The sequence below is a fragment of the Polyangium mundeleinium genome, from assembly GCF_028369105.1.
Lineage (GTDB): Bacteria > Myxococcota_A > Polyangia > Polyangiales > Polyangiaceae > Polyangium > Polyangium mundeleinium.
On record NZ_JAQNDO010000001.1, the window covers coordinates 11,795,902 to 11,814,076 of the forward strand.

Sequence of the window (18,175 nt, forward strand, 5' to 3'; positions counted from 1 at the left end):
ACCCCCATTTCGGAGAAGAGGAATCAGAATGGCTGACGTTCTCGTTGTGGCGGAGGTTGCCGAGGGCAAGCTCAAGAAGACCACGCACTCGGCGATCACGTTCGCGCAGAAGGCGGCGGCGACGATCGGCGGAGCGTTCTCGATCCTGGTGATCGGTGACGGCGCCGGGAAGGCGGCGGCCGAGGCGCAGGGCTTTGGCGCGGCGAAGATCCTCGTGGTCGAGGACGCGTCGCTGAAGAACTACCTCGCCGAGCGCTACGCGCCGACGGTGGCGGCGATCGGCAAGGGCTACGCCGTCGTCGTGGGCACGGCGAGCGCCTACGGCAAGGACCTGCTCCCGCGCGTCGCGGCGCGCCTCGGCGCGGGCTACGCGAGCGACATCACGGAGGTCATCGCGGACGGCGGCAAGCTCAAGTACAAGCGGCCGATGTTCGCGGGCAACGCGTTCGGGATCAGCTCGATCTCGACGCCGATCCAGGTGGTGAGCGTGCGCCAGAGCGCGTTCGCCGCGGCGGAGCCCACGGGCGGCCAGTCAGCAGTGGAGACGGTCGCGTACGCGGGCCCGAGCAAGGCGGCCGAGCGCGTGGAGTTCGTCTCGTTCGACCAGGTGAAGAGCGCGCGTCCGGAGCTGACGGAGGCGCGTGTCGTGGTGTCGGGCGGCCGCGCGCTGAAGGAGAAGTTCAACCAGGTGCTCGACCCGCTCGCCGATGTGCTCGGCGCGGCCGTGGGCGCGAGCCGCGCGGCCTGCGACGCGGGTTATGCGCCGAGCGATCTCCAGGTCGGCCAGACGGGCAAGATCGTGGCGCCGCAGCTCTACTTCGCGATCGGCATCTCGGGCGCGATCCAGCACCTCGCGGGCATGAAGGGCTCGAAGGTGATCGTGGCGATCAACAAGGACGCCGACGCGCCGATCTTCCAGGTCGCGGATTACGGCCTCGTCGCGGACCTGTTCGCGACGGTGCCGGAGCTCGTGAAGGGCATCCAGGCCGCGAAGGGCTGACCGCAAACAGCTCCCGGGCGAATGAAAGCCCCCTCTCCCCGCGGAGAGGGGGCTTTTTTCATTTGTGTACCTAAGAACCTGTGGGCGCCCTCCGGGCTTCTTTCGTTTGTGCACCTACGAACCGATGGCACCCTCGGGGCTTTCTTTCGTTTGTGCACCTACGAACTCGTGCAGAGAAGACTATCTGCGTGCTCCGAATTGGAATAGATTGACGCGTGGGGCACGTCGCGCCTCCACCTGCATCTCTCGCGCCACGGAGTCGACACCATGGGCGGCAACCTCGAGGTCACGGTCAGCTCGGGCGATGTATTCGACGTCCGGGAGTTCACCATTCACCAGCGGATGTCCTCGATTTTCGACGTCACGCTGCACGCCGTGTGTGAAAACCCGGACGTCGATTTCGACGCTGTCGTGGGGCAGCCGGCGCGCTTCCTCCTCTACAGCGGCGTCGGAGGCACCCAGGTCCGCTTCTGGTCGGGCATCTGCAACGATCTCTCGCAGGTCCGCGTCGAGGAGCGGGGGCTCTCGACCTACCGGCTGAACATCGTGCCCACGTTGTGGCTCCTGACGCAGCGGCGCAATCACCGCATGTTCCAGCAGGTCTCGGAGCCGGACATCGTGCTCAAGGTCCTCTCCGAGTGGGGCATCGAGCCCGAGCTCAAGATCGACAAGGGGGCGTACAAGAAACGCAAGTACCGCGTCCAGTACGCCGAGTCGGATTACGCGTTCATCAGCCGCATGCTCGAGGACGCGGGCATCTCTTTCTACTTCGCGCAGATCGGCGACGAGACCAAGCTCGTGCTCTCCGACGCGCCCCACACGAACGCGCCCCGCCCGACGATCTCGTTCCGGGACAACCCCACCGTGGCCGACCGCGAGCACGTGACGAACGTCCGCGTCGGGCAGCGGGTGCGCCCCGGCAAGTACACGATGCGGGACCACGACTATCGCCGCCCGCCCTCGTACAAGCTCGCGGCGAGCGCCGCTGCGCCGAAGGTGAGCATCGAGGAGCGGCTCGAGCGATTCCACTACACGCCGGGCGCATTCCTGTTCGGCGTCGACCGCGGCGACGACACGCCGAACGCGGACGACAGAGGCAAGACGCGCACGGACGAGGCCGAGGCGACCGGGCTCGCCGAAAAACGCCTCGCCGCCAAGCGGAGCAGCGGCAACGTCATTTCCTTCGAGACGAACGTCCATGACCTCGCGCCTGGCGTGGTCGTGACCTTCGCGGATCATCCGCGCGGGGATCTCGCCGTGGGGAAGAACTTGCTGCTCGTCGAATCCCTCCTCGCGGGCACGCCCAATGGCGACTGGCACCACGCGTGCGAGGCGCGCCGCACCGAAGCGCCCTACCGGCCGCCCATGACGACGTCGAAGCCCAAGGCGGTCGGCGTCGAGAGCGCCACCGTGGTGGGCCCGCCCGGCGAGGAGATCCATTGCGACGAGTTCGGTCGCGTCCGGGTCCATTTCCACTGGGACCGCGAGAGCCAGATGGACGACAAGAGCTCCTGCTGGATCCACGTGAGCCACCCCTGGGGCGGCGCGGGGTATGGCGGGATGAACATCCCGCGCGTCGGGCAGGAGGTGCTCGTCGATTTCCTCGGGGGAGATCCCGATCGCCCGGTGATCATCGGTCGCGTCTACACGAACCTCCAGAAGGTCCCGTACAAGCTGCCGGACAACAAGACGCAGAGCGGCTGGAAGAGCAATTCGACCACCGCCACCGGCGGATACAACGAGCTCATGTTCGAGGATTCGGCGGGCAAGGAGCTTCTGCGCATGCAGGCCGAGCGCGACATGAACACGCTCGTCAAGAACGACCAGACCACCACGGTGCGTCGCAACCGCTCGACGTTCGTGCTCGCGAACGACCTCGAGGTCGTCACCGCGTTCCAGACGCAGGTCGTGGGCCTGAACCGGACCGTGGCCGTGCTCCAGAGCCAGACGCACTCCGTCTCGAAGAACATCATCCAGACCGCGGTCGAGGGCTTCGCCTACCACAAATCGAAGCAGACGACGTTCATCGAGAGCGACGAGCAGATCATCCTCAAGGTCGGGGACAATTCCTTCATTCGCATCACCCCCGAGGGCATCGTGATCCAGGGGCCGAAGGTGTTCATCAATCCCAACGAAGGCGAATAGGCGCGGAGCACGCGATGAAGATCAAGCGACTCCTCACGAACGGCTTCCGCGGCTTGCCGGACCGCACGTTCGATTTCACGTCCCCGAGGACCGGCGCGCCGGCCGACATGGTCGTGCTGACGGGGCCCTCGGGGTCGGGCAAGACAAGCCTGCTCGAGGCGATCCTGGCGGCCAAAGAGGACGTGGGGCCCTACGGGCTCAAGCGCTCTCCGATCGCCTTCATCCGCCCTGGCGAGGCCGCGGCGAAGGTACGCGTCGACTGGGTGCTCACGCAGGAGGAGCGGGCGCGCGTCGGCGCGACGGGCCTCGAGCTGTCCAGCGAGTCGATCTTCGCGCCGAACCTCTTCTCGTCCATCGATCACGATCCCTCGCTCGTCGCGCTCCTCGGCGAATACGACGTCGATCCCGGCGTGAGCAAGGTGGAGTATTTCCACGCGAGCCGCCGCATCCCGCGCGGGGGCGCGCCCAGCATGGCCACGATCGGCATCCCCGAGGGCGAGCGGCTCGCGCGGCTCACGCGGGACGACGCCAAGTACGCGCTCGTCCCGCAGTACGTCGCCGAGGCGAGCCTCGGCCTTCACGACCAGGGCAGCAAGCGTGGCGCCGAGCGGCTCGCGGAGGCATTCGCGAAGCTCTGCCGGACCCGGACGCTCGCGGGGGTCGAGCAGGCCGGACGAGCGCTCGTGCCGCGCTTCGTCGACGCGCGCGGCGGGGTCGTCGGCCCGGAGGAGCTCTCCGACAGCGAGCGACAGGCGTTGCTCTTCGCGGTGACGTTTCTGCGCTCCGGGATCGAGGGCTCGCTCGTCCTCGTCGACACGCCGGAGCTGCACATCCCCGAGCCCGAGGTCGGCGCGTTCGTCGCGGCGCTCGCGCGGATCGGGCTCGACAACCAGCTCGTCGTCGCGACCGGATCGCCGGGGCTCGTCGCGGGCAACCCGGAAGCGCTCGTCATTCCGATGCGGTGAGGTGAGGCGTGCGCACGTACCATACGGACGAGCTGCTCTTCGACGTGCCGGACGAATGGAGCGACCGCTCCGTGAACATCTTCGTCAGCGCGCCCGGCGACCGCGTCCCCTTCAACGTCGTGGTCACGCGGGACCAGCTCGGGGACGCGGAGCTCCGGCCCTTCGTGCTCGGGAAGCTCAAGGAGATCTCCAAGAGCGTGCCCAAGCTCAACATCCTCGGCCAGCGGGAGCGCATGGTGGGCCCTCTCTCGGGGCTCGAAGCCCGCCTGCAATGGCCCATGCAAGGCGGGACGATGTACCAGCACCAGGTCTACGTGCCTTATTATGGCGAGGTCCTGATCTTCACCGCGTCGAGCCTCGTGAAGCTCGCGCCCCAGTGTGACGCTTATCTCGAGCAGATGCTCTCCGGCATCAAGTTCCGAAAACAATGAGCGAGTACACGATCGACCAGGCGGTCTTTTCGCTGCCGAGCGGGTGGTTCGACCGCTCCTTGAACGTGCTCGGGCCCGAGCCGAGCGTGGACGAGTTCAAGGTGCTCGTCTCCCGCGCGGATCAAAATGGGCGCGCGCTCGACGATTTCGTGAGCAGCCAGGTCAAGGACCTCTCGCAACGCATGCCGTGGTTCGAGGAGAAGGGCCGGGACGAGTGCATGGTCGCGGGCATGCGGGCGCTCTCGGTTCGCTCGACGTTCCGCGACGGGAAGTCCGAGATGTTCCAGCAGCAGGTCACGCTCGTCGTGCGGGGGAAATTCGTCACCTTCACGGCCGCGAGCCTGGCGCGCGTCGAGGAGGCTTGTTCGAAGGAGCTCGCGCGATTGCTCGCGACCGTGAGGGTGAGGCCCATTCTGGACGAAGGGCGCTGACGACAAGACGAGGAGATACCCATGTCCGGTCCCCCGCCTGCTGCACGTGTCGGAGACGCGATCGAACACTCGAACGCCTTGCTCGGCGCGATCACGGGGATCGCGATGGGCCTGGCCATCGGCGTGGCCATTGGCGTCGCGGGGATCCTCACCGTCGCCACCGGAGGACTCGCCGCCGTGGCGTTCGCGGTGATCGGGGCGGCGGCCATGGCGTGTACGGGGGCCGTTGCTGGTTTCTCCTTCGGCGAATGGATAGGCCAGAAATCCAAATCGATATCCGGGGTCATACGGGAAGGCGCCAAGACCGTCTTCATCGGGCAGGGCTGTCCCCCGGCCGCGAGGGCCTTCGACAGGCTCGCGTGCGGAGATCCTCCCGTCACGCCGGGCAAGGTGGCCGTCGCCGCGCTCCTCGGCCCCCTCGGGATGATCGGCCTCGGCATTTACAGCTTCTCGCGCGCCGATCACGGAGACGCGCGGATCGCCACGGGGAGCAAGACCGTCTACATCGAGAGGTTCAACGCCGCGCGCGAAACGGACGAGACCGACTGCAGCGGCAAGATTGTCCAGGGATGCAAGACCGTCCGGATCGGCGGCCCCAAGATCGAGCTCATTCCGAGGTCGCGCTGGCGGCCCGAGATCTCCCAGGAGTTCCGCGACTGGATGACCCTGGTCGACAGGGTCGGCGTCGTGCTGGGCATCCTCTCCGGGTTCGGCTCGATCCGGGTGATCTTCACGCAAGGCATCAAGGGGTTCATCCCGGCGATTCGATCCCTGTCGAGCTCCCAGCGCTGGGACATCGGCTTGGCGCTGGGTGACGGGGGGCTCTGGCTGGCCGAGACGTACGGCGGCCTGAATCCATGGGTCCGCACGATCTACGAGACCGGGACGCTCGGCCGGTCGGGCTGGCTCGCTCGGCCTGGGCGCGGAGGCACGCCCGATCTACCCACCGCCCCGCGCGCTGGCACGCCCGATCTACCCACCGCCCCGCGCGCTGGCACGCCCGATCTGCCCACCGCCCCGCGCGTCGACGCGCCCAACGTGCCGCCCACGCCGCCGAGGGCCGTCCCGCAGGGCGGTCAGTCGATCAGCGAGCGCATGGCACAAGGAGGCAATCCACCACCGTACGCCCGGCAAAACCCGGACAACTATTTTTACGACCCTGCCGCGGGCAGGTACAAACGGCGCCCCTGAGCGGCGCGCCTCCCTCCCACGAAAACCCCACGATGACCCGACCCATTTACGAAGGCGCGTACGCCGACGTGCCGCCGCCCGGATACCACGTGATCTCCCGCCTCGAAAAGGCGGGCGGCGAGCCCTTGCCCGTCGACGTGATCAAGATCCCCGTCCTCGAGCCACGTGATCGCGTGCTCGAATGCTCCTACGAAATCCTCGTCAACGACCTCGACGACGACGCGTCCATCCGCCTCATCGTCGAGGTCGTCCTCGGCGAGCTCACCGACCATTATTACCGGGACCAGGCCGACACGATCACGCTCGTCAACCTGCGCACCTCGGCGCGGCGGACGATCCCCTACCCGCCCTGACCCTCAGCGCCGGCCCGGCATGCCGAGCACACGACCCAGGGCCAGGGCCACGAGCGCGAGCGGGCTCGTCTCGTACTGGTCCTGCTGCCCGCGCGCCTCGGCGATGACCACGGCGCGGAAGCGCTGAAAGAGCGGCAGCTTCGCTTCGAGCTCCTCCGAGAGATAACAAGGAATCGGCGTGGACGAGCCCTCGGGCGTGAGGGCCGCGCGGATCCGCTTCTCCCCCAGGATCACGCGCTTTTGATAGCTGCGCTGTTCGAGCAGCACGCGCTCGATGTTCTGGTCGAGGAAGTTGCTCGGCAACGATCGATTGGCCTGCACGAACGCCTCGCGCAGCCGGCTCGTCATGCCGTCGGCCGCGAGCGCGGTGCACTTCCAGTCCGATTGCACGAGCTCGTTCGCGGCGTCGAGCGTCTCGCGCAGCCGTTTGTCCGCGCCCGCGAGCGGCGACGTCACCGCGATCGTCGCCTTCAGCGTCTGCACCTCATTGAAGAAGAGCTGCACCTCGCCCGACACCACCACGAGTGGCGGCGTGAGCGCGCCCTCGTCGTCGATCGCCTCCGCCATCGCGCGGCCGACGCCGTCCCCATCGACCGGCGCGACGCGCCGGAGGACACGCACGACGTCGCGACGATCCTTGATCTCCTGCTTCGGCTGCTGCGTGTCGTCGAGCGTGAGCCACGCGCCGCTCTCGCTCGGGTCGCGCAGCTCCTCCGCGAAGCTCGCCTGCGCGCGCACCCGCTTCGGCGCGGTTTTGTCGAACCAGAGCAGATCGATGTACGGGTCGTTCGGCGCGACGCGCGGCGCGCGGTACGCGGGCGGCGCGGCCGGCTCGGGGGCGACCTCGGACGACGGCGACGACGACGGCACGCTCTCGGCGACGACCCGCTGCCCGATCGAGACCTTCGCGGCCGGTTGCTCCGCCGGGGACACGGGCCAGAACGCCGGGGGCGCGCTCGGCGGAGGGCCCTGCATGGGCGGAGGCGCCTGCATGGGCGGGGCCGCCTGGACGGGCGGAGGCGCCTGCATGGGCGGAGGCGCTTGAACGGACGGAGGCGCGCTCGGCGGAGGCGCCTGCATCGGCGGAGGCGCCTGCATCGGCGGGGCCGCCTGGACGGGCGGGGGCGCGGCCGACAAGGACGCGAAGGGCAGACCCGCGAGGGCGCTGCCCGGACGAACAGGCGCGCCGGCCGGGGGGGCCTCGACCACCGGCTGCTGCATCATGAACGGCATCACCTGCCTCGACGCCTCCAAGGGACGAACGACCGTCGTCTCCGTGGCTTCGATGGTCATGGTGAGGGCCCGCCTCGGCTTCTCGCTCACGGGCGGCGCGGATGCGGCGGACGGGACGGACGCGCTTACCGCGGGGCTGCGCGTCTCGTCGAGGCTCACCGTGATCCGACCGGGCTCGCGGGCGTGCGCGAGGTTCAGCCGGCCTCGCCACACCAAGGTGCAGAGGCCACGCCCGGTGTCGATCCACATCGAATCGGCCGTGAGAGCGATCTCCTCGCGCCGGCCGGGGGCGCGCTCCGCCACGGCGCGGGGCCGGAGCCCCGGCAGGCTGGTCGAGAGGCGCTCGTGCTCGGGGTGCAGGTTTTCAAGCACGATCCGCTCGTTGTCCCGCAGCTCGCTCACGTTCTGATCACGCGGCGCCACGTTGAAGAACGACGCGTCGAATCCCTCGGGCAAGGGTCGCTCGTGCCAGCGCCGAGAATCCCATACGCCTGCATAAGGGCCGAGCTTCTCCATACGCGAGGGCCACGTCGGCGCAATCGGACCAAAGCCGATGGGCTCGACGAAATCGCCGCGGCGCATCGGGGTCTTTCCGGGCGGCAAGAGGTTCGGCAGGGGCAGCCTTCCGTAGGCGTCGGGCGGACCGGCGCAGCGCACGCCGACGGGGTTCCACGTCCCTGGACCGCCGCTCGCGCGCTCGTAGCGGAGCGGCATGCGCACCACGCGGCTGCCGTCCTGGAGCGTCCCGTCCGCCGCCCACACGCGATCACTCGCGACCTCGATCGACTTGTCGACGTCGCCCACGATCATGCGCACGTGGAAGGACGCCGTGGGGACACGGCCGGGCGCGAAGGCGTAGCCGACGAGCACGATGTCCGCGCAGGGTTTGTAGGGAGCGAGTTCGCTCGGCGCGTAGAGGCTACGCGCGGGATCGTCGTCCCAGTAGTTGTCGTCCTCGTTCAGCGCTTCCTGCTCGGGGGCGAGCTGCGACGTCCCTGGGAGCAGGACGTAGGTGGCTTTGCACGCGATCGTGAGCAGCGAGGCGCCGTGCGCCGAGGTCCAGACCCGCGCGGCGACGCGGAGCGGGCAAGTTGAGTCGACGTCCATTGCAGTCGAACCTTTCAGATCGCGGGCGCGGGGCACGAGGGTCCGGCGCCCGTCGGCTCAGCTTCGGCTGTACCGACGGTATGCCTCGGCCATCTTGGTATCGTACTGGTTCGAGGCGTAGTCCTCGCCATTGTAACCGAGGGCGAAGGCGGCCCAGTTCTTCGTCAAGAGGTGGCGGGTGAGCCGCTTGTCGCGGCAAAACCCGAGGAAGGCGCGCATATGTTGCGCCTCCGAAACGAACATATCCTCCACGAACGTGCGGACGTTGCGCCACCCGCACATCGCGTGGTTCTCGCCCATGACCTGGAACATGCCCCACGAGCAGCTCTTCACCGCGGCCTCGGGGTCGAGCGCGAACGCCTCGCGGAGGACCTGCCACTGGTCCTTGCGATAACTCTCCCTGCGGCGCGCGCTCTCGTAGGGGGCGGAGAGGTGCGGGTGGCTCTGGTCGTAGCGCCGGGCCGTGTGCTTGCGGAACTTGTGGACCTCGAAGAGGATCTTGGGTCGCTTCTGCGCGTCGAAGCCGCTCCGCCCGCCGGACTCGACCTCGGCGACCGCGCGCACGGCCGCCGTCTCGCAGCCGAGCTCCCGCGCGGCGTTCGCGAAATCGGTGGGGACGAGCTTCAGCGCGAGGCCCTCGCCGGGGAGGATCCAATCGCTGTTCGGCGAGGTGAGCGGGGTGTTCGAACGATTCGCGCCGCTCGTCTCGGTGGTGGTGGGGCGCGTGTCGGACGCGGCGTTCGCGCTGCCATCGCCGCCGCCGCCGCCGCCGCTGCTCCCGGCGTCGGCTGCCGTGGGCAGGACGAGGCGCTGCCCGACGGACAGGACGTTCGGATTCGTGAGCTGCGGGTTGGCCGAGACGATCTCGCGGACACTCAGACCATTGCGCGAAGCGATCTTGCTCAGCGTGTCGCCTGCCCGGACCACGTAGTTCATCGGACCGAGAGTACCGCGAAAGGCGCGCGGTCCTCAACGGGGTAGTTTGAGGTCCAAGGGCTGGCAGGGAGCCCATTTCGCGCTCGTGCCTCTTTCGCTCGTCGCGTGCATCGACGAACTCTTTTTGGGCGCGAAGCGCGAAGGATGCATTGCTCCACCCCGAGAGGGCGCACGCCTTCAAGGGTTCGCGCGGCGGCAACCAAACGCCTTGACGGACGAGCGTGAGCGGACGTACCGTCGTTGCCCACTCCCTCCCTCCCAAGCGCGAGCTGGCCCCATGGCGAAAAATACTTACCAAACGTACACCGAAGAGACGCCTTTTGATACCTACCGCGAGGATTTCATCCGTCGGGGCGCGATGTGCGGCGCGCTCGCCAAGCGGTATCCCGGGCTCGCCGCCGTCGGCGCCGAGGCCAACGTCATCGTCGCGCAAATCGACGCCCGCCGAACCTCCTTGCAGGCCGCCGAGGACGATCAGATCCGGGCGCGCGCCGTCGAGGACGCCGAGAAGCTCGATGTCGTGGACATCTACACGGAGCTGCGGCGGACGATCGCCGTCAAGAGCCCGGAGGACGCGCTCACGCTCCTGCCCGAGGCGCCTTCCGCGCTCCGCCGTCTCGGCGCTGCGACGTTCACGGATCGCACGAATGCGGCCCTCTCGAACCTGCGCACGCTCGCGGTGGACGATCCGCTCCGGGTGGCCTTTCTCGACAAGCTGGAGAAGGAGCTCGCGGAGTTCTCCACCGCCGACAAGAACGAAGACAAGACGCGCCTCGCGCTCCAGAGCGGGAAGGTCGCCCTGACGCTCTACAAGTCCGAGCTCTCGCAGGTGCGTGAGGCGGAGCTGGGCACGATCCAGAGCCTCCTCAAGGACCGCGAGAAGACGGCCCTGTTCACGATTCCGTGGCGCAAGACGAGCCGCGCTGGCGCCGCCGCTTCCGAGGCGCCCGCGCCGGAAGCCACCCCCTGAAGCGCAGGCGCCCGCGCGGGGGACGGCTCGGGCGCCGGAACACGCACCCGCCAGGATGCGGGACGCTTCGCAAGCGTCCGACGACGCCTCCCGCATCCCTGCGGTCGGCGTGACGATCACCTGCACGCCCCTCTCACGCCGACGCCGGGCGCATCCCAACCGGCTTGCCGGGCTTTGCGCGATGCCGCGGGGAGCCGCGCAGCCGCCTGAGTGAGGTCCCGCATCATCGCGCCTCCGTCGGTCAGGGGCGCGCGGACGACGCCGCGTCATCGCAGGCCGGCTCCTCGGGCGTCTGCTGCCCCCGGGGCCGCCCACGGAGAGCGATCGAGCTCGGCGCGCAGGAGGAACTCCTCCGCCGCGACGTTGCAATCCAAGAGCGATACCGTGGTGTCCGGCTCGCCCCCCATGTGCATCACTTGTTTGTTCGGATGGTCCGATTTCAACTACGGTACGAATTCAAGACGCTGTTCAAGACGGAGGCGCACGAAGCGCCCTCGGAGCGTCGTGGCCATTGCACGCAGGAGCGCTGCCCCTCTTTGGGCAGGGCGCTTCGACGTCGTGCAGGAAGGAGCTCGATTCCATGAAGACGACCCGTTCGCGCCTCACTGCATACACGGCCTGCGGGGCGCTGGGCGTGTTCGCCATGCTGTCCGGATGCGGCGCCGCGACGCCCGAGGATCATGGCGACGCCATCCGGTTCGCCTACGAGGGTGATCTCGTCTTCTCGAAGGACCCGACGTCCACCTCGATGCTCGCCTTTCTCGATACCACGGGCCGTCATGCGCGCGTACGGGCGCGGGGCGTCGCCGACCTCGCGCGGGAAAACGCTCCCGAGACGACGCGCACGCTCACCCAGCCTGTCGAGGTCATCGTCCATGGCAGCGTGATCGTCGAGGAAGGCGTGGATGTAGAATTTCTCGCCCCCGTTCATATCGAAGCCGCGAGGGGCGTCGTGCTCGGCAAGGACGCCAAGCTGATGGGGAGCGAGGAGATCACGATCGTCACCGATTTGCTCGACGGCTCCGGCACGATTGAAGTCTCGGGCAAGCACGGTCAAAACCAGGTCATCCCCATCGTCGAATGCATGGAGCTCGTGGAAGAAGGAGACGATTGCGGCGGCGGGAGCACCGGCGGCGGGAGCACCGGCGGCGGGAGCACCGGCAGCGGGAGCACCGGCGGCGGAACGACGCAAACCACGGCGCCGAACGGGTCGCAGGGAGGAACCGTATCGACCACCAGTACGGACGTCACCTCGTCGGGTGGGGCCGGGGCAAACGGCGGCAATGGCGCGAGCGGCCAGACTGGCGCCACCGGCGCCACCGGCAGCAGTTCCGTATGCAAATTGTTCAATGATACGTGCCCGACGATCGGCGGAACCGGAGGAGCCGGCGTCAACGGCGCTCCCGGCAGCCACGGCGGCAACGGCGGAAAAGGCGGCAGCGTCACCGTGCTCGCGAACACGCTGAGCGGGGATGTCCACATCGTCGCGCGGGGTGGCAACGGCGGCAAGGGAGGCAATGGCGGCAAGGGAGGCACCGGCGGCAAGGGAGGCACCGGGGGCGACGGCGGCAAATGCGAGCCGGGCGCCGTTGGCGGGACCGGTGGCAAGGGGGGCAATGGCGGCAATGGAGGCAATGGCGGAAAAGGCGGCAACGGCGGCACCATCGCGGTGTCCTATTGCGTCAATCTGAGCAGCAGCCTCGTGCTCGATACGAGCGGGGGAAGCGGCGGGGCCGCGGGCGTCCATGGGGTTGGGGGCGCTGGAGGCGCCGCCGGCAGCCAGGGCAGCGACAGCACGACCTGGAGCACCAACGTCACCTGCTCCCAAGGCGCCGCTCCCAAGGCGGGAGCGAACGGCACGTCCCCCAGCGGTTCTCCGTCGCCAGGCGCCGCGGGCAACGGCGGGACACAGACCATCCAATCCGTCTGTGCACACGGGGGATCGATGAGCCCCGAGATGTGAGGGAACGGCGTCCGGCCCGCGGCGACGCGGGCCCGGTGTCAGCCTGAACCACGACGGATCCGCGTGCGTCACGAGCGTCATTCCGTTCGCGGCTTTGCCCTCGTCTTGCGGCGCGCCTCTCGACGTTCTTGGCGCTCGCGCTTGGGCCGAACGATCTCCTCGATCTCCGTTTCAATCATTTTTTCCATACGTTGTTCAAACGCGAGGCCAAATCCCGATGGCATAACCATCCGAAAACCAGTGTGATTTTCAGAATCTTCAGGAAAGCCCTCCCACCGAAGTGGAATGCCGCTCTGCACGAGCTTGCAGCGAATGCCGATGAGGGCATTTTGTATCGCGCCCATTGAGTCGATGCTGTGACTGAATTGAATCGAGTCGTCGCCGAGTCCCAAGATGATGAACGGGCATCTCCACTCCTCGGCGCCAGGGGGCCATTCAGGACAACCGATGCGGACCACGACGATGCCCCCGACGGCGTCGCGTCGCTCGAGGCGGCGCTCGGCAATCCAGCGCGTTCGTTTGGTTTTCGACATAGTCTTTCCAGGCTTGGCCGTCGTCACTTCCCAAATCTCCATCTGCACCAACCGCGCTTGTTCTGTTCGCTCTCGTCCTCCCTCGACCAGCAATCCTCGCGGTCGAGTGTAGTCGGCAGCGCTCGGCAAAACTCCTGCCAAAGCGCACCACCACCCGCGGCGGCGTCGAGGCAGCGGTTCAGGTTCGGCTTGGGCCGCCTCCGAGCCGTCTCCGCAATCTCCGACTTGCCAATCTCCACCGACGCGGCGATCACGACGACGATGGGGGCCGCCTCGATGATGAGGTCGGCGAGGGCGAGCGCCACGACCACGAGCGCACCGGGGTGCCCGACGAGCCCACGCTCGGCCGCCGTCTGCCCGTGCGTAGAAGCGGGCGACTCGGAAAGGCGCAGCTCGCGCAGCCTGACGAGCTCCTCCGGGACAGTCATGCCTCGCAGCGCGATCCGCATGCATATCGCGAGCTCTTCATGGGGCACGCCTTTGCTCTTGACATCCACGACCTGTCCATCTTCGTCGACCGTCAACGCGACGTCGAACGTAAACTTCCCGCGGGGAAGGTCACCCCCGAATTCATCGACACATTCGCGCAGCCGCTCCGCGGTGGCGTCCGGGACCCGCGGGCGTTCGTCCTCCACCGTGGGGTAGACGATTTTCGCCGCACAGCCGAGCGGCACGAGCGCCGCCGCCGCGCAGCCGAGGAGCCCCCACGAGAGGAGGGTACGCACGCGTGAAACCCTCATGGCCCACAGGAGACACGAGGCATTGGGCTCTGTCCATCCACGTGGTGCGTGTCTGCCCGCGTGGACTCCCCCATTCACCGCTCGCTCAGCACCTCGACCACGATCTCGCACATATCGTCCCCGCGCAGCGGCGAGCGCGTCTCCTCGACATGGAACCGCACGCCGCCGCCGCCGAAGAGCGACGCGTACGATGCCGCGCTGATCGGATTCGGCGTCGCAAAATCCACCCGGTGGAGGAGCTGCATCACGGCGAGGACCGCGCCCTGCTGAAAGAAGAGGCGGTTTCGCACGGACGCACCATACCGCGTCCCGTAATAGATGCTCTCCTGCGTGGTCGGGCTGCGCACGACCAGCGATTGGCCCGGGAAAAACTCGACCGAATACCAGCGGCCCCAGCCGAGGACGCGGGCAATCGAAAGGAGCTTCTCCAGCCGGTGCTCGACCGGCCCCGTCGCCTTCGAGGAAATCGCCCACTCGGGCGACGAGAGCACCCCGCCGAGCAAATGAAAGGCCCCCGCCTGCGCCGCCTCGCGCACGAGCGCCGCGTACACCGGCACGAGCTCCGGCGTGCGGCTCTCCAGAAGGTGCATCGTGTCAAACGTGATCTGATTTACGTACCCGACCGGGACGAGCGCGAGGCGCACGCCAAACGCCGCAAGGGCGCCCTCGTCGGTCGCCGCGAGGTTCCGGAGGACCCGCATCGCCGAGGGAATGGCGTGCGGATACTGCGAGGCCGGCGCGTCGAGCGGCGGCGCCTTGAGCGGGAGGGCCGCCACGACCTGGCGCGTGACCGCCATCCCGAGCCGCGGCCGCTCCGGGCGGCGCGAGAGCGTGAAGGTGCAGCCGTTATCCCCCCGCCCCACGCACGCGACCTCCTCGGCCTCGAAATGACCCCAGTCCGAAGGAAACGCGAGGCTCGCCGCCGCCGCCGAGAAGCCCGCCGCGAACGAGTCGACCGGTTGCTTGTGGCGGATCTTCTTGCCGTACTTCTCGGCGAAGCTCGCCCCGTAGAAGAGCGCCTCGCCGCGCACCATGCCGCCCTCGGCCGTCACGTCGAAGACGAGCTTTCCGTGGCCCATCGACGAGAAGAGCGCGGACGCAGCTTCGAGCCGGTCCTTCGCGCCCTCGACGCTCTGGGCCTTGAAGACCGCTTCGAGCAGGGCGTGCGAGCTCTCGAAGGCGGATTGCTTGCGCACGGCCCAGCCCTCGCCGCCCAGCGCGTCGGAGACCGTCTGGTCGAGGAAGATCGCGTGGTGGTGGCTCTGGACGTAGACGAGCTGGTCGCTCAGCGTGAGGAGCGAGTGCGGCTGCAAGTCGCGGACGAGCTCGCCGAGCGACTTCATAACTTGCTCCGGAGCTCGGCGCGGTCGATGCCGAGGATGTCCTCCGCCGCCGTCTCGAGCAGGACCATCACGTCCGCGCCGAGCGACTCGGGGTGGTCGAGCGCGATCGGCTTGATGCCCGCGCGGAGCGATACGCGGAGGCGCACGACGTGCGGATCGGGCGCATGGGCGTCGAGGTACGCAAGGAGCTTCGTCGCGCGATCGATCTCCGCCTTCGTGCCGCGCGGCGGCGGGCGCGACGAACGCACGACGACCGCGCCGCTCGCCGGAAACGCGAGCGTGCGCGCCGGCTCCTCGTGCTCGGCGTCGTCCGGCGCGGGCTTCGAGACGACGTTCACCGTCGGCGGCGGCGTCGAGACCGCAGGCACGCCCGAGGACGGCGTGGCCGACTCCTGCGGCAGCTCCGGCCGGAGCGTCATGGCGATCCGCGACGCGTGGTACCGGACGAAGCCGAGCGGCACCGTGCCGTCGAAGGAGACCGCGACGACGTGGCTGTGCACGCGCCGGACCACGATCACGCGGCCCGGCATCTCCAGCGTGATCAGCGGATCGGAGAGGTCGGCCGAGCCCTGATCGAGCATGGGCGAGGGCGAGAGGAAATCGAGCCGGCGCGCGTGGACCTGGCTCGTTTTGTAGACCTCGCGCAGGCTCTGCGTGACGGCGCCCGCGGTGTAGCCGGAGCCCGGGCGGATCCAGGCGGCGTGAATCTTTCCATCGGCGATGTGGAACGCGACGATCGCCTCGCACCCGTCGACGCTCGCAGCGAGCTGCTCGACGAGGGACGCGCCGGTGGGAGCTCCTTTCGGCCGAGCAGGCCTCGCCGTCATGGTCCTCCGGTGCGCAACGCGTCGCCGAGCGCGTGCCGGCAAGCGAGGCGAATCCCCAGGGACTGGTTGGGCGTGAGCGGGCGCGTGCGGTTCAAGCCGACGAAAAAGAGCGTCGGGCCAACCTGGAAGCCGATGAGCTGAAAGCAGGGCCCTTCGCCGATGTGCATCTCGAAGGTCGAGCCCAGGTTGCCGGGCACCGCGGACGCGAGCGAGGCGATCGACGAGGCGACGAGGCCCGAGCCCGCGAGCTTCGCCTCGGTGTCGCTCACGGCGCCCGCGAGCGGCAGGCCCGCGGCGTCGGCGAGGAACACGTCGGTCGCGCCCGTGGCTTCGCCGATCCACTGCACGATCTTCTCGCAGCGCTTCACGAGGCTCGTGATGCCCGAGAGATCCGGCAGCTTCGGCAGGTTCCGCGGCGAATCGCCCGCGCTCGCGTCCGGGTCCTGTGCGGCGGAGGCCGCGACGTGACCGCCGCGCGGCGGGGTCGGCTGGACTGGCGCCGGCGAGGCCTCGGTCGCCGGCGCGGTCGCCCCGGGATCGAAGGAGACGAGATCGGGCGGCAGCGGCTCGACGGCGGGCGGCTTCTTCTTGCCCTTCTCTTCCCCCGAGAGCGAGGTCGCAGCCGCAATCGCGTTCGTCAGGTCAAACGAGGAGCGGGATCGGGCCATCGTCCTCCTCCGTGGCGCCGCCCTGGCTGTCGAGGCGATCGAGCACGTCGTTCGCGAGTTGATCGAAGACACGCGCGAGCGGCGGCGGGCGCTTCTGCATGAGCAGGAGCGGCGAGCCGCGCAGCGACGCTTCGAGGAACACCTCGTCGCGAGGGATCACGCTGTCGAGGATGATGCCGCCCGGGAAACGCGTCCACAACGTCTCGGCGACCTCGAGCGAGGCCGGCGTCTGCCGATCGAACATCGACAGTACGATGCCGATCAACGTGAGGCGCGGGTTTTTCTCGGCGCGGACGCGGTCGATGAGCGCGAGGAGCTGGCCGACGGAGCGCAGCGCGAGGGGCTCGGCCTGGAGCGGCGAGAGCACGTGCGTCGCGGCCTCGAGCGCGCGGCTCGTCACCTTGCCGAGGCCCGCGGGGCAATCGAGGAGCACGATGTCGAACTCGCTCTCGAGCTTGCTCAGCATCCCGGTGAGCATGCCGGTGCGCGTGAGCGCCTCTTCGAAGCCGGCGACGGTCGTGGGATCGACGCGACCGACGCTGAGCACGTGGAGCTGCGGGTCGCGGGTCCGGAGGAGGACGTTGCCGATGTGCTCGGCGCCCGTGAGCACCTCTGCGATGCCTGGCCGCGCGCGGTCGGGAAGCCCGAGCGAGAGGCAGAGGCTGCCTTGCGCGTCGAGCTCCATGAGCAGCGTGCGGTTGCCGGCCCGGGCGAGGGCGAGACCTAGATTGAGCGAGATCGTGGTCTTACCGACGCCTCCCTTTTGGCTGGCCACGCAGATGACGTGCATGCTTCTCGCGCCATCGTAGCAGGACACCACGCGAAAAGGTGGGTCGCGCGGCGACGAACTAGATCAGGCTGATCCGCTTCATCAACGAACCGCACAGATCCGACTGCGGATTTTTTTGACGCTCGATCGCGAGCCCAGCCCGGAAGATCGCGCTCGCGCTCTCGATGTTGCCGATCACGACGTGACAGATGCCGAGCATCTCGTGATCTGCCGGATCGCCGTGCGCCGTCACGATGTCCGTGAGGGGTGACACAGCGGCGCGATGCGCCTCGATCATCAAAGGCGTGGCCCGCTCGGGGTTCGGCGCGCCCTTCGCCAGGATCATGAGCTTGAACGCGCTCCTCTGGTCCTCCGGCCGATGCTCCGCGAAGTCCGGCCTCGAGAAGAGGTCGCGGTAGCCCGCGTACGCCTCGTCGAGCTGGCCATCCCGCCAGTGCTTCGCGATGACCTTGACCGTCTGGACCAGTTCCTCCTTGTTCGCCATTCTGCGAACCATACACAAGTGCACGCGCGGAGGGGAGCCGCGAGCGCATCCCGGACGCGAGAGAG

18 protein-coding genes are annotated in these 18,175 nt (G+C 68.4%); 9 read left to right on the forward strand and 9 right to left on the reverse strand.

Annotated features, from left to right (window positions below):
- Window positions 1-28: 28 nt before the first annotated feature.
- From POL67_RS46540 to POL67_RS46570, 7 genes are all read left to right on the forward strand, one after another.
- A complete protein-coding gene (locus tag POL67_RS46540; protein ID WP_271928084.1) occupies window positions 29-1,000 on the forward strand; it encodes an electron transfer flavoprotein subunit alpha/FixB family protein in 972 nt (323 codons plus the stop codon).
- A gap of 267 nt (window positions 1,001-1,267) precedes the next feature.
- Window positions 1,268-3,145, forward strand: coding sequence for a type VI secretion system Vgr family protein (locus tag POL67_RS46545; protein WP_271928086.1), 1,878 nt, complete (start codon window positions 1,268-1,270; stop codon window positions 3,143-3,145).
- Between the two features lie 14 nt (window positions 3,146-3,159).
- Entirely contained in the window at window positions 3,160-4,110 is a 951-nt protein-coding gene (locus tag POL67_RS46550; RefSeq protein ID WP_271928087.1) for an AAA family ATPase, read from the forward strand.
- Window positions 4,111-4,118: 8 nt separating this feature from the next.
- Entirely contained in the window at window positions 4,119-4,541 is a 423-nt protein-coding gene (locus POL67_RS46555; protein WP_271928090.1) for a DcrB-related protein, read from the forward strand.
- Entirely contained in the window at window positions 4,538-4,972 is a 435-nt protein-coding gene (locus tag POL67_RS46560; RefSeq protein ID WP_271928091.1) for a DcrB-related protein, read from the forward strand. The genes POL67_RS46555 and POL67_RS46560 overlap by 4 nt, the downstream gene beginning before the upstream one ends.
- A gap of 21 nt (window positions 4,973-4,993) precedes the next feature.
- A complete protein-coding gene (locus POL67_RS46565; protein ID WP_271928093.1) occupies window positions 4,994-6,163 on the forward strand; it encodes a PAAR domain-containing protein in 1,170 nt (389 codons plus the stop codon).
- 32 nt (window positions 6,164-6,195) lie between these two features.
- Window positions 6,196-6,516 (forward strand): hypothetical protein, encoded by a 321-nt coding sequence (locus POL67_RS46570; RefSeq protein WP_271928095.1) that lies wholly within the window; start codon window positions 6,196-6,198, stop codon window positions 6,514-6,516.
- Between the two features lie 3 nt (window positions 6,517-6,519).
- On the opposite strand, the gene POL67_RS46575 is transcribed toward POL67_RS46570, so the two are convergent.
- A complete protein-coding gene (locus POL67_RS46575) occupies window positions 6,520-8,856 on the reverse strand; it encodes a DUF2169 family type VI secretion system accessory protein (protein ID WP_271928097.1) in 2,337 nt (778 codons plus the stop codon).
- Between the two features lie 57 nt (window positions 8,857-8,913).
- Window positions 8,914-9,792, reverse strand: a complete 879-nt coding sequence (locus POL67_RS46580; protein WP_271928099.1) for a LysM peptidoglycan-binding domain-containing protein — start codon at window positions 9,790-9,792, stop codon at window positions 8,914-8,916.
- A 277-nt stretch (window positions 9,793-10,069) separates the two neighbouring features.
- Here POL67_RS46580 and POL67_RS46585 point away from each other — a divergent pair, with 277 nt between their 5' ends.
- Together POL67_RS46585 and POL67_RS46590 are read left to right on the forward strand one after the other, a co-directional pair.
- Window positions 10,070-10,762, forward strand: a complete 693-nt coding sequence (locus POL67_RS46585) for a hypothetical protein (RefSeq protein WP_271928101.1) — start codon at window positions 10,070-10,072, stop codon at window positions 10,760-10,762.
- A 580-nt stretch (window positions 10,763-11,342) separates the two neighbouring features.
- A complete protein-coding gene (locus POL67_RS46590; RefSeq protein WP_271928102.1) occupies window positions 11,343-12,725 on the forward strand; it encodes a hypothetical protein in 1,383 nt (460 codons plus the stop codon).
- A gap of 77 nt (window positions 12,726-12,802) precedes the next feature.
- Here the strand turns inward: POL67_RS46590 and POL67_RS46595 are convergent, their stop codons facing one another.
- The 7 genes from POL67_RS46595 to POL67_RS46625 form a co-directional block, all read right to left on the reverse strand.
- Window positions 12,803-13,285: a DUF6968 family protein gene (locus POL67_RS46595; protein WP_271928105.1), complete on the reverse strand. Its 483-nt coding sequence runs from the start codon at window positions 13,283-13,285 to the stop codon at window positions 12,803-12,805.
- Complete coding sequence (locus POL67_RS46600; RefSeq protein WP_271928107.1) at window positions 13,282-13,983, reverse strand: hypothetical protein; 702 nt, start codon at window positions 13,981-13,983, stop codon at window positions 13,282-13,284. The genes POL67_RS46595 and POL67_RS46600 overlap by 4 nt, the downstream gene beginning before the upstream one ends.
- 89 nt (window positions 13,984-14,072) lie before the next feature.
- On the reverse strand, window positions 14,073-15,341 hold the full coding sequence (locus POL67_RS46605) for a hypothetical protein (protein WP_271928108.1): 1,269 nt from the start codon (window positions 15,339-15,341) through the stop codon (window positions 14,073-14,075).
- Window positions 15,338-16,168, reverse strand: coding sequence for a hypothetical protein (locus POL67_RS46610; RefSeq protein ID WP_271928110.1), 831 nt, complete (start codon window positions 16,166-16,168; stop codon window positions 15,338-15,340). The genes POL67_RS46605 and POL67_RS46610 overlap by 4 nt, the downstream gene beginning before the upstream one ends.
- The gene (locus tag POL67_RS46615) at window positions 16,165-16,836 is read right to left on the reverse strand and encodes a hypothetical protein (protein WP_271928113.1); all 672 of its coding nucleotides are present in this window, start codon (window positions 16,834-16,836) and stop codon (window positions 16,165-16,167) included. The genes POL67_RS46610 and POL67_RS46615 overlap by 4 nt, the downstream gene beginning before the upstream one ends.
- Window positions 16,811-17,626 carry a ParA family protein gene (locus POL67_RS46620; RefSeq protein WP_271928115.1) on the reverse strand — a complete coding sequence of 272 codons (816 nt, stop codon included), beginning with the start codon at window positions 17,624-17,626 and terminating at the stop codon, window positions 16,811-16,813. Before POL67_RS46620 ends, POL67_RS46615 begins: the two co-directional genes overlap by 26 nt.
- A 58-nt stretch (window positions 17,627-17,684) precedes the next feature.
- Window positions 17,685-18,110 carry a hypothetical protein gene (locus POL67_RS46625; RefSeq protein WP_271928117.1) on the reverse strand — a complete coding sequence of 142 codons (426 nt, stop codon included), beginning with the start codon at window positions 18,108-18,110 and terminating at the stop codon, window positions 17,685-17,687.
- Window positions 18,111-18,175: the final 65 nt, after the last annotated feature.

Coding starts and splice junctions, on each gene's coding strand:
- POL67_RS46545 (WP_271928086.1), top strand. CDS start 1,268: ATGGGCGGCAACCTCGAGGTCACGGTCAGCTCGGGCGATGTATTCGAC.
- POL67_RS46620 (WP_271928115.1), bottom strand. CDS start 17,626: ATGCACGTCATCTGCGTGGCCAGCCAAAAGGGAGGCGTCGGTAAGACC.
- POL67_RS46590 (WP_271928102.1), top strand. CDS start 11,343: ATGAAGACGACCCGTTCGCGCCTCACTGCATACACGGCCTGCGGGGCG.
- POL67_RS46565 (WP_271928093.1), top strand. CDS start 4,994: ATGTCCGGTCCCCCGCCTGCTGCACGTGTCGGAGACGCGATCGAACAC.
- POL67_RS46560 (WP_271928091.1), top strand. CDS start 4,538: ATGAGCGAGTACACGATCGACCAGGCGGTCTTTTCGCTGCCGAGCGGG.
- POL67_RS46605 (WP_271928108.1), bottom strand. CDS start 15,341: ATGAAGTCGCTCGGCGAGCTCGTCCGCGACTTGCAGCCGCACTCGCTC.
- POL67_RS46550 (WP_271928087.1), top strand. CDS start 3,160: ATGAAGATCAAGCGACTCCTCACGAACGGCTTCCGCGGCTTGCCGGAC.
- POL67_RS46585 (WP_271928101.1), top strand. CDS start 10,070: ATGGCGAAAAATACTTACCAAACGTACACCGAAGAGACGCCTTTTGAT.
- POL67_RS46575 (WP_271928097.1), bottom strand. CDS start 8,856: ATGGACGTCGACTCAACTTGCCCGCTCCGCGTCGCCGCGCGGGTCTGG.
- POL67_RS46610 (WP_271928110.1), bottom strand. CDS start 16,168: ATGACGGCGAGGCCTGCTCGGCCGAAAGGAGCTCCCACCGGCGCGTCC.
- POL67_RS46570 (WP_271928095.1), top strand. CDS start 6,196: ATGACCCGACCCATTTACGAAGGCGCGTACGCCGACGTGCCGCCGCCC.
- POL67_RS46615 (WP_271928113.1), bottom strand. CDS start 16,836: ATGGCCCGATCCCGCTCCTCGTTTGACCTGACGAACGCGATTGCGGCT.
- POL67_RS46580 (WP_271928099.1), bottom strand. CDS start 9,792: ATGAACTACGTGGTCCGGGCAGGCGACACGCTGAGCAAGATCGCTTCG.
- POL67_RS46625 (WP_271928117.1), bottom strand. CDS start 18,110: ATGGCGAACAAGGAGGAACTGGTCCAGACGGTCAAGGTCATCGCGAAG.
- POL67_RS46540 (WP_271928084.1), top strand. CDS start 29: ATGGCTGACGTTCTCGTTGTGGCGGAGGTTGCCGAGGGCAAGCTCAAG.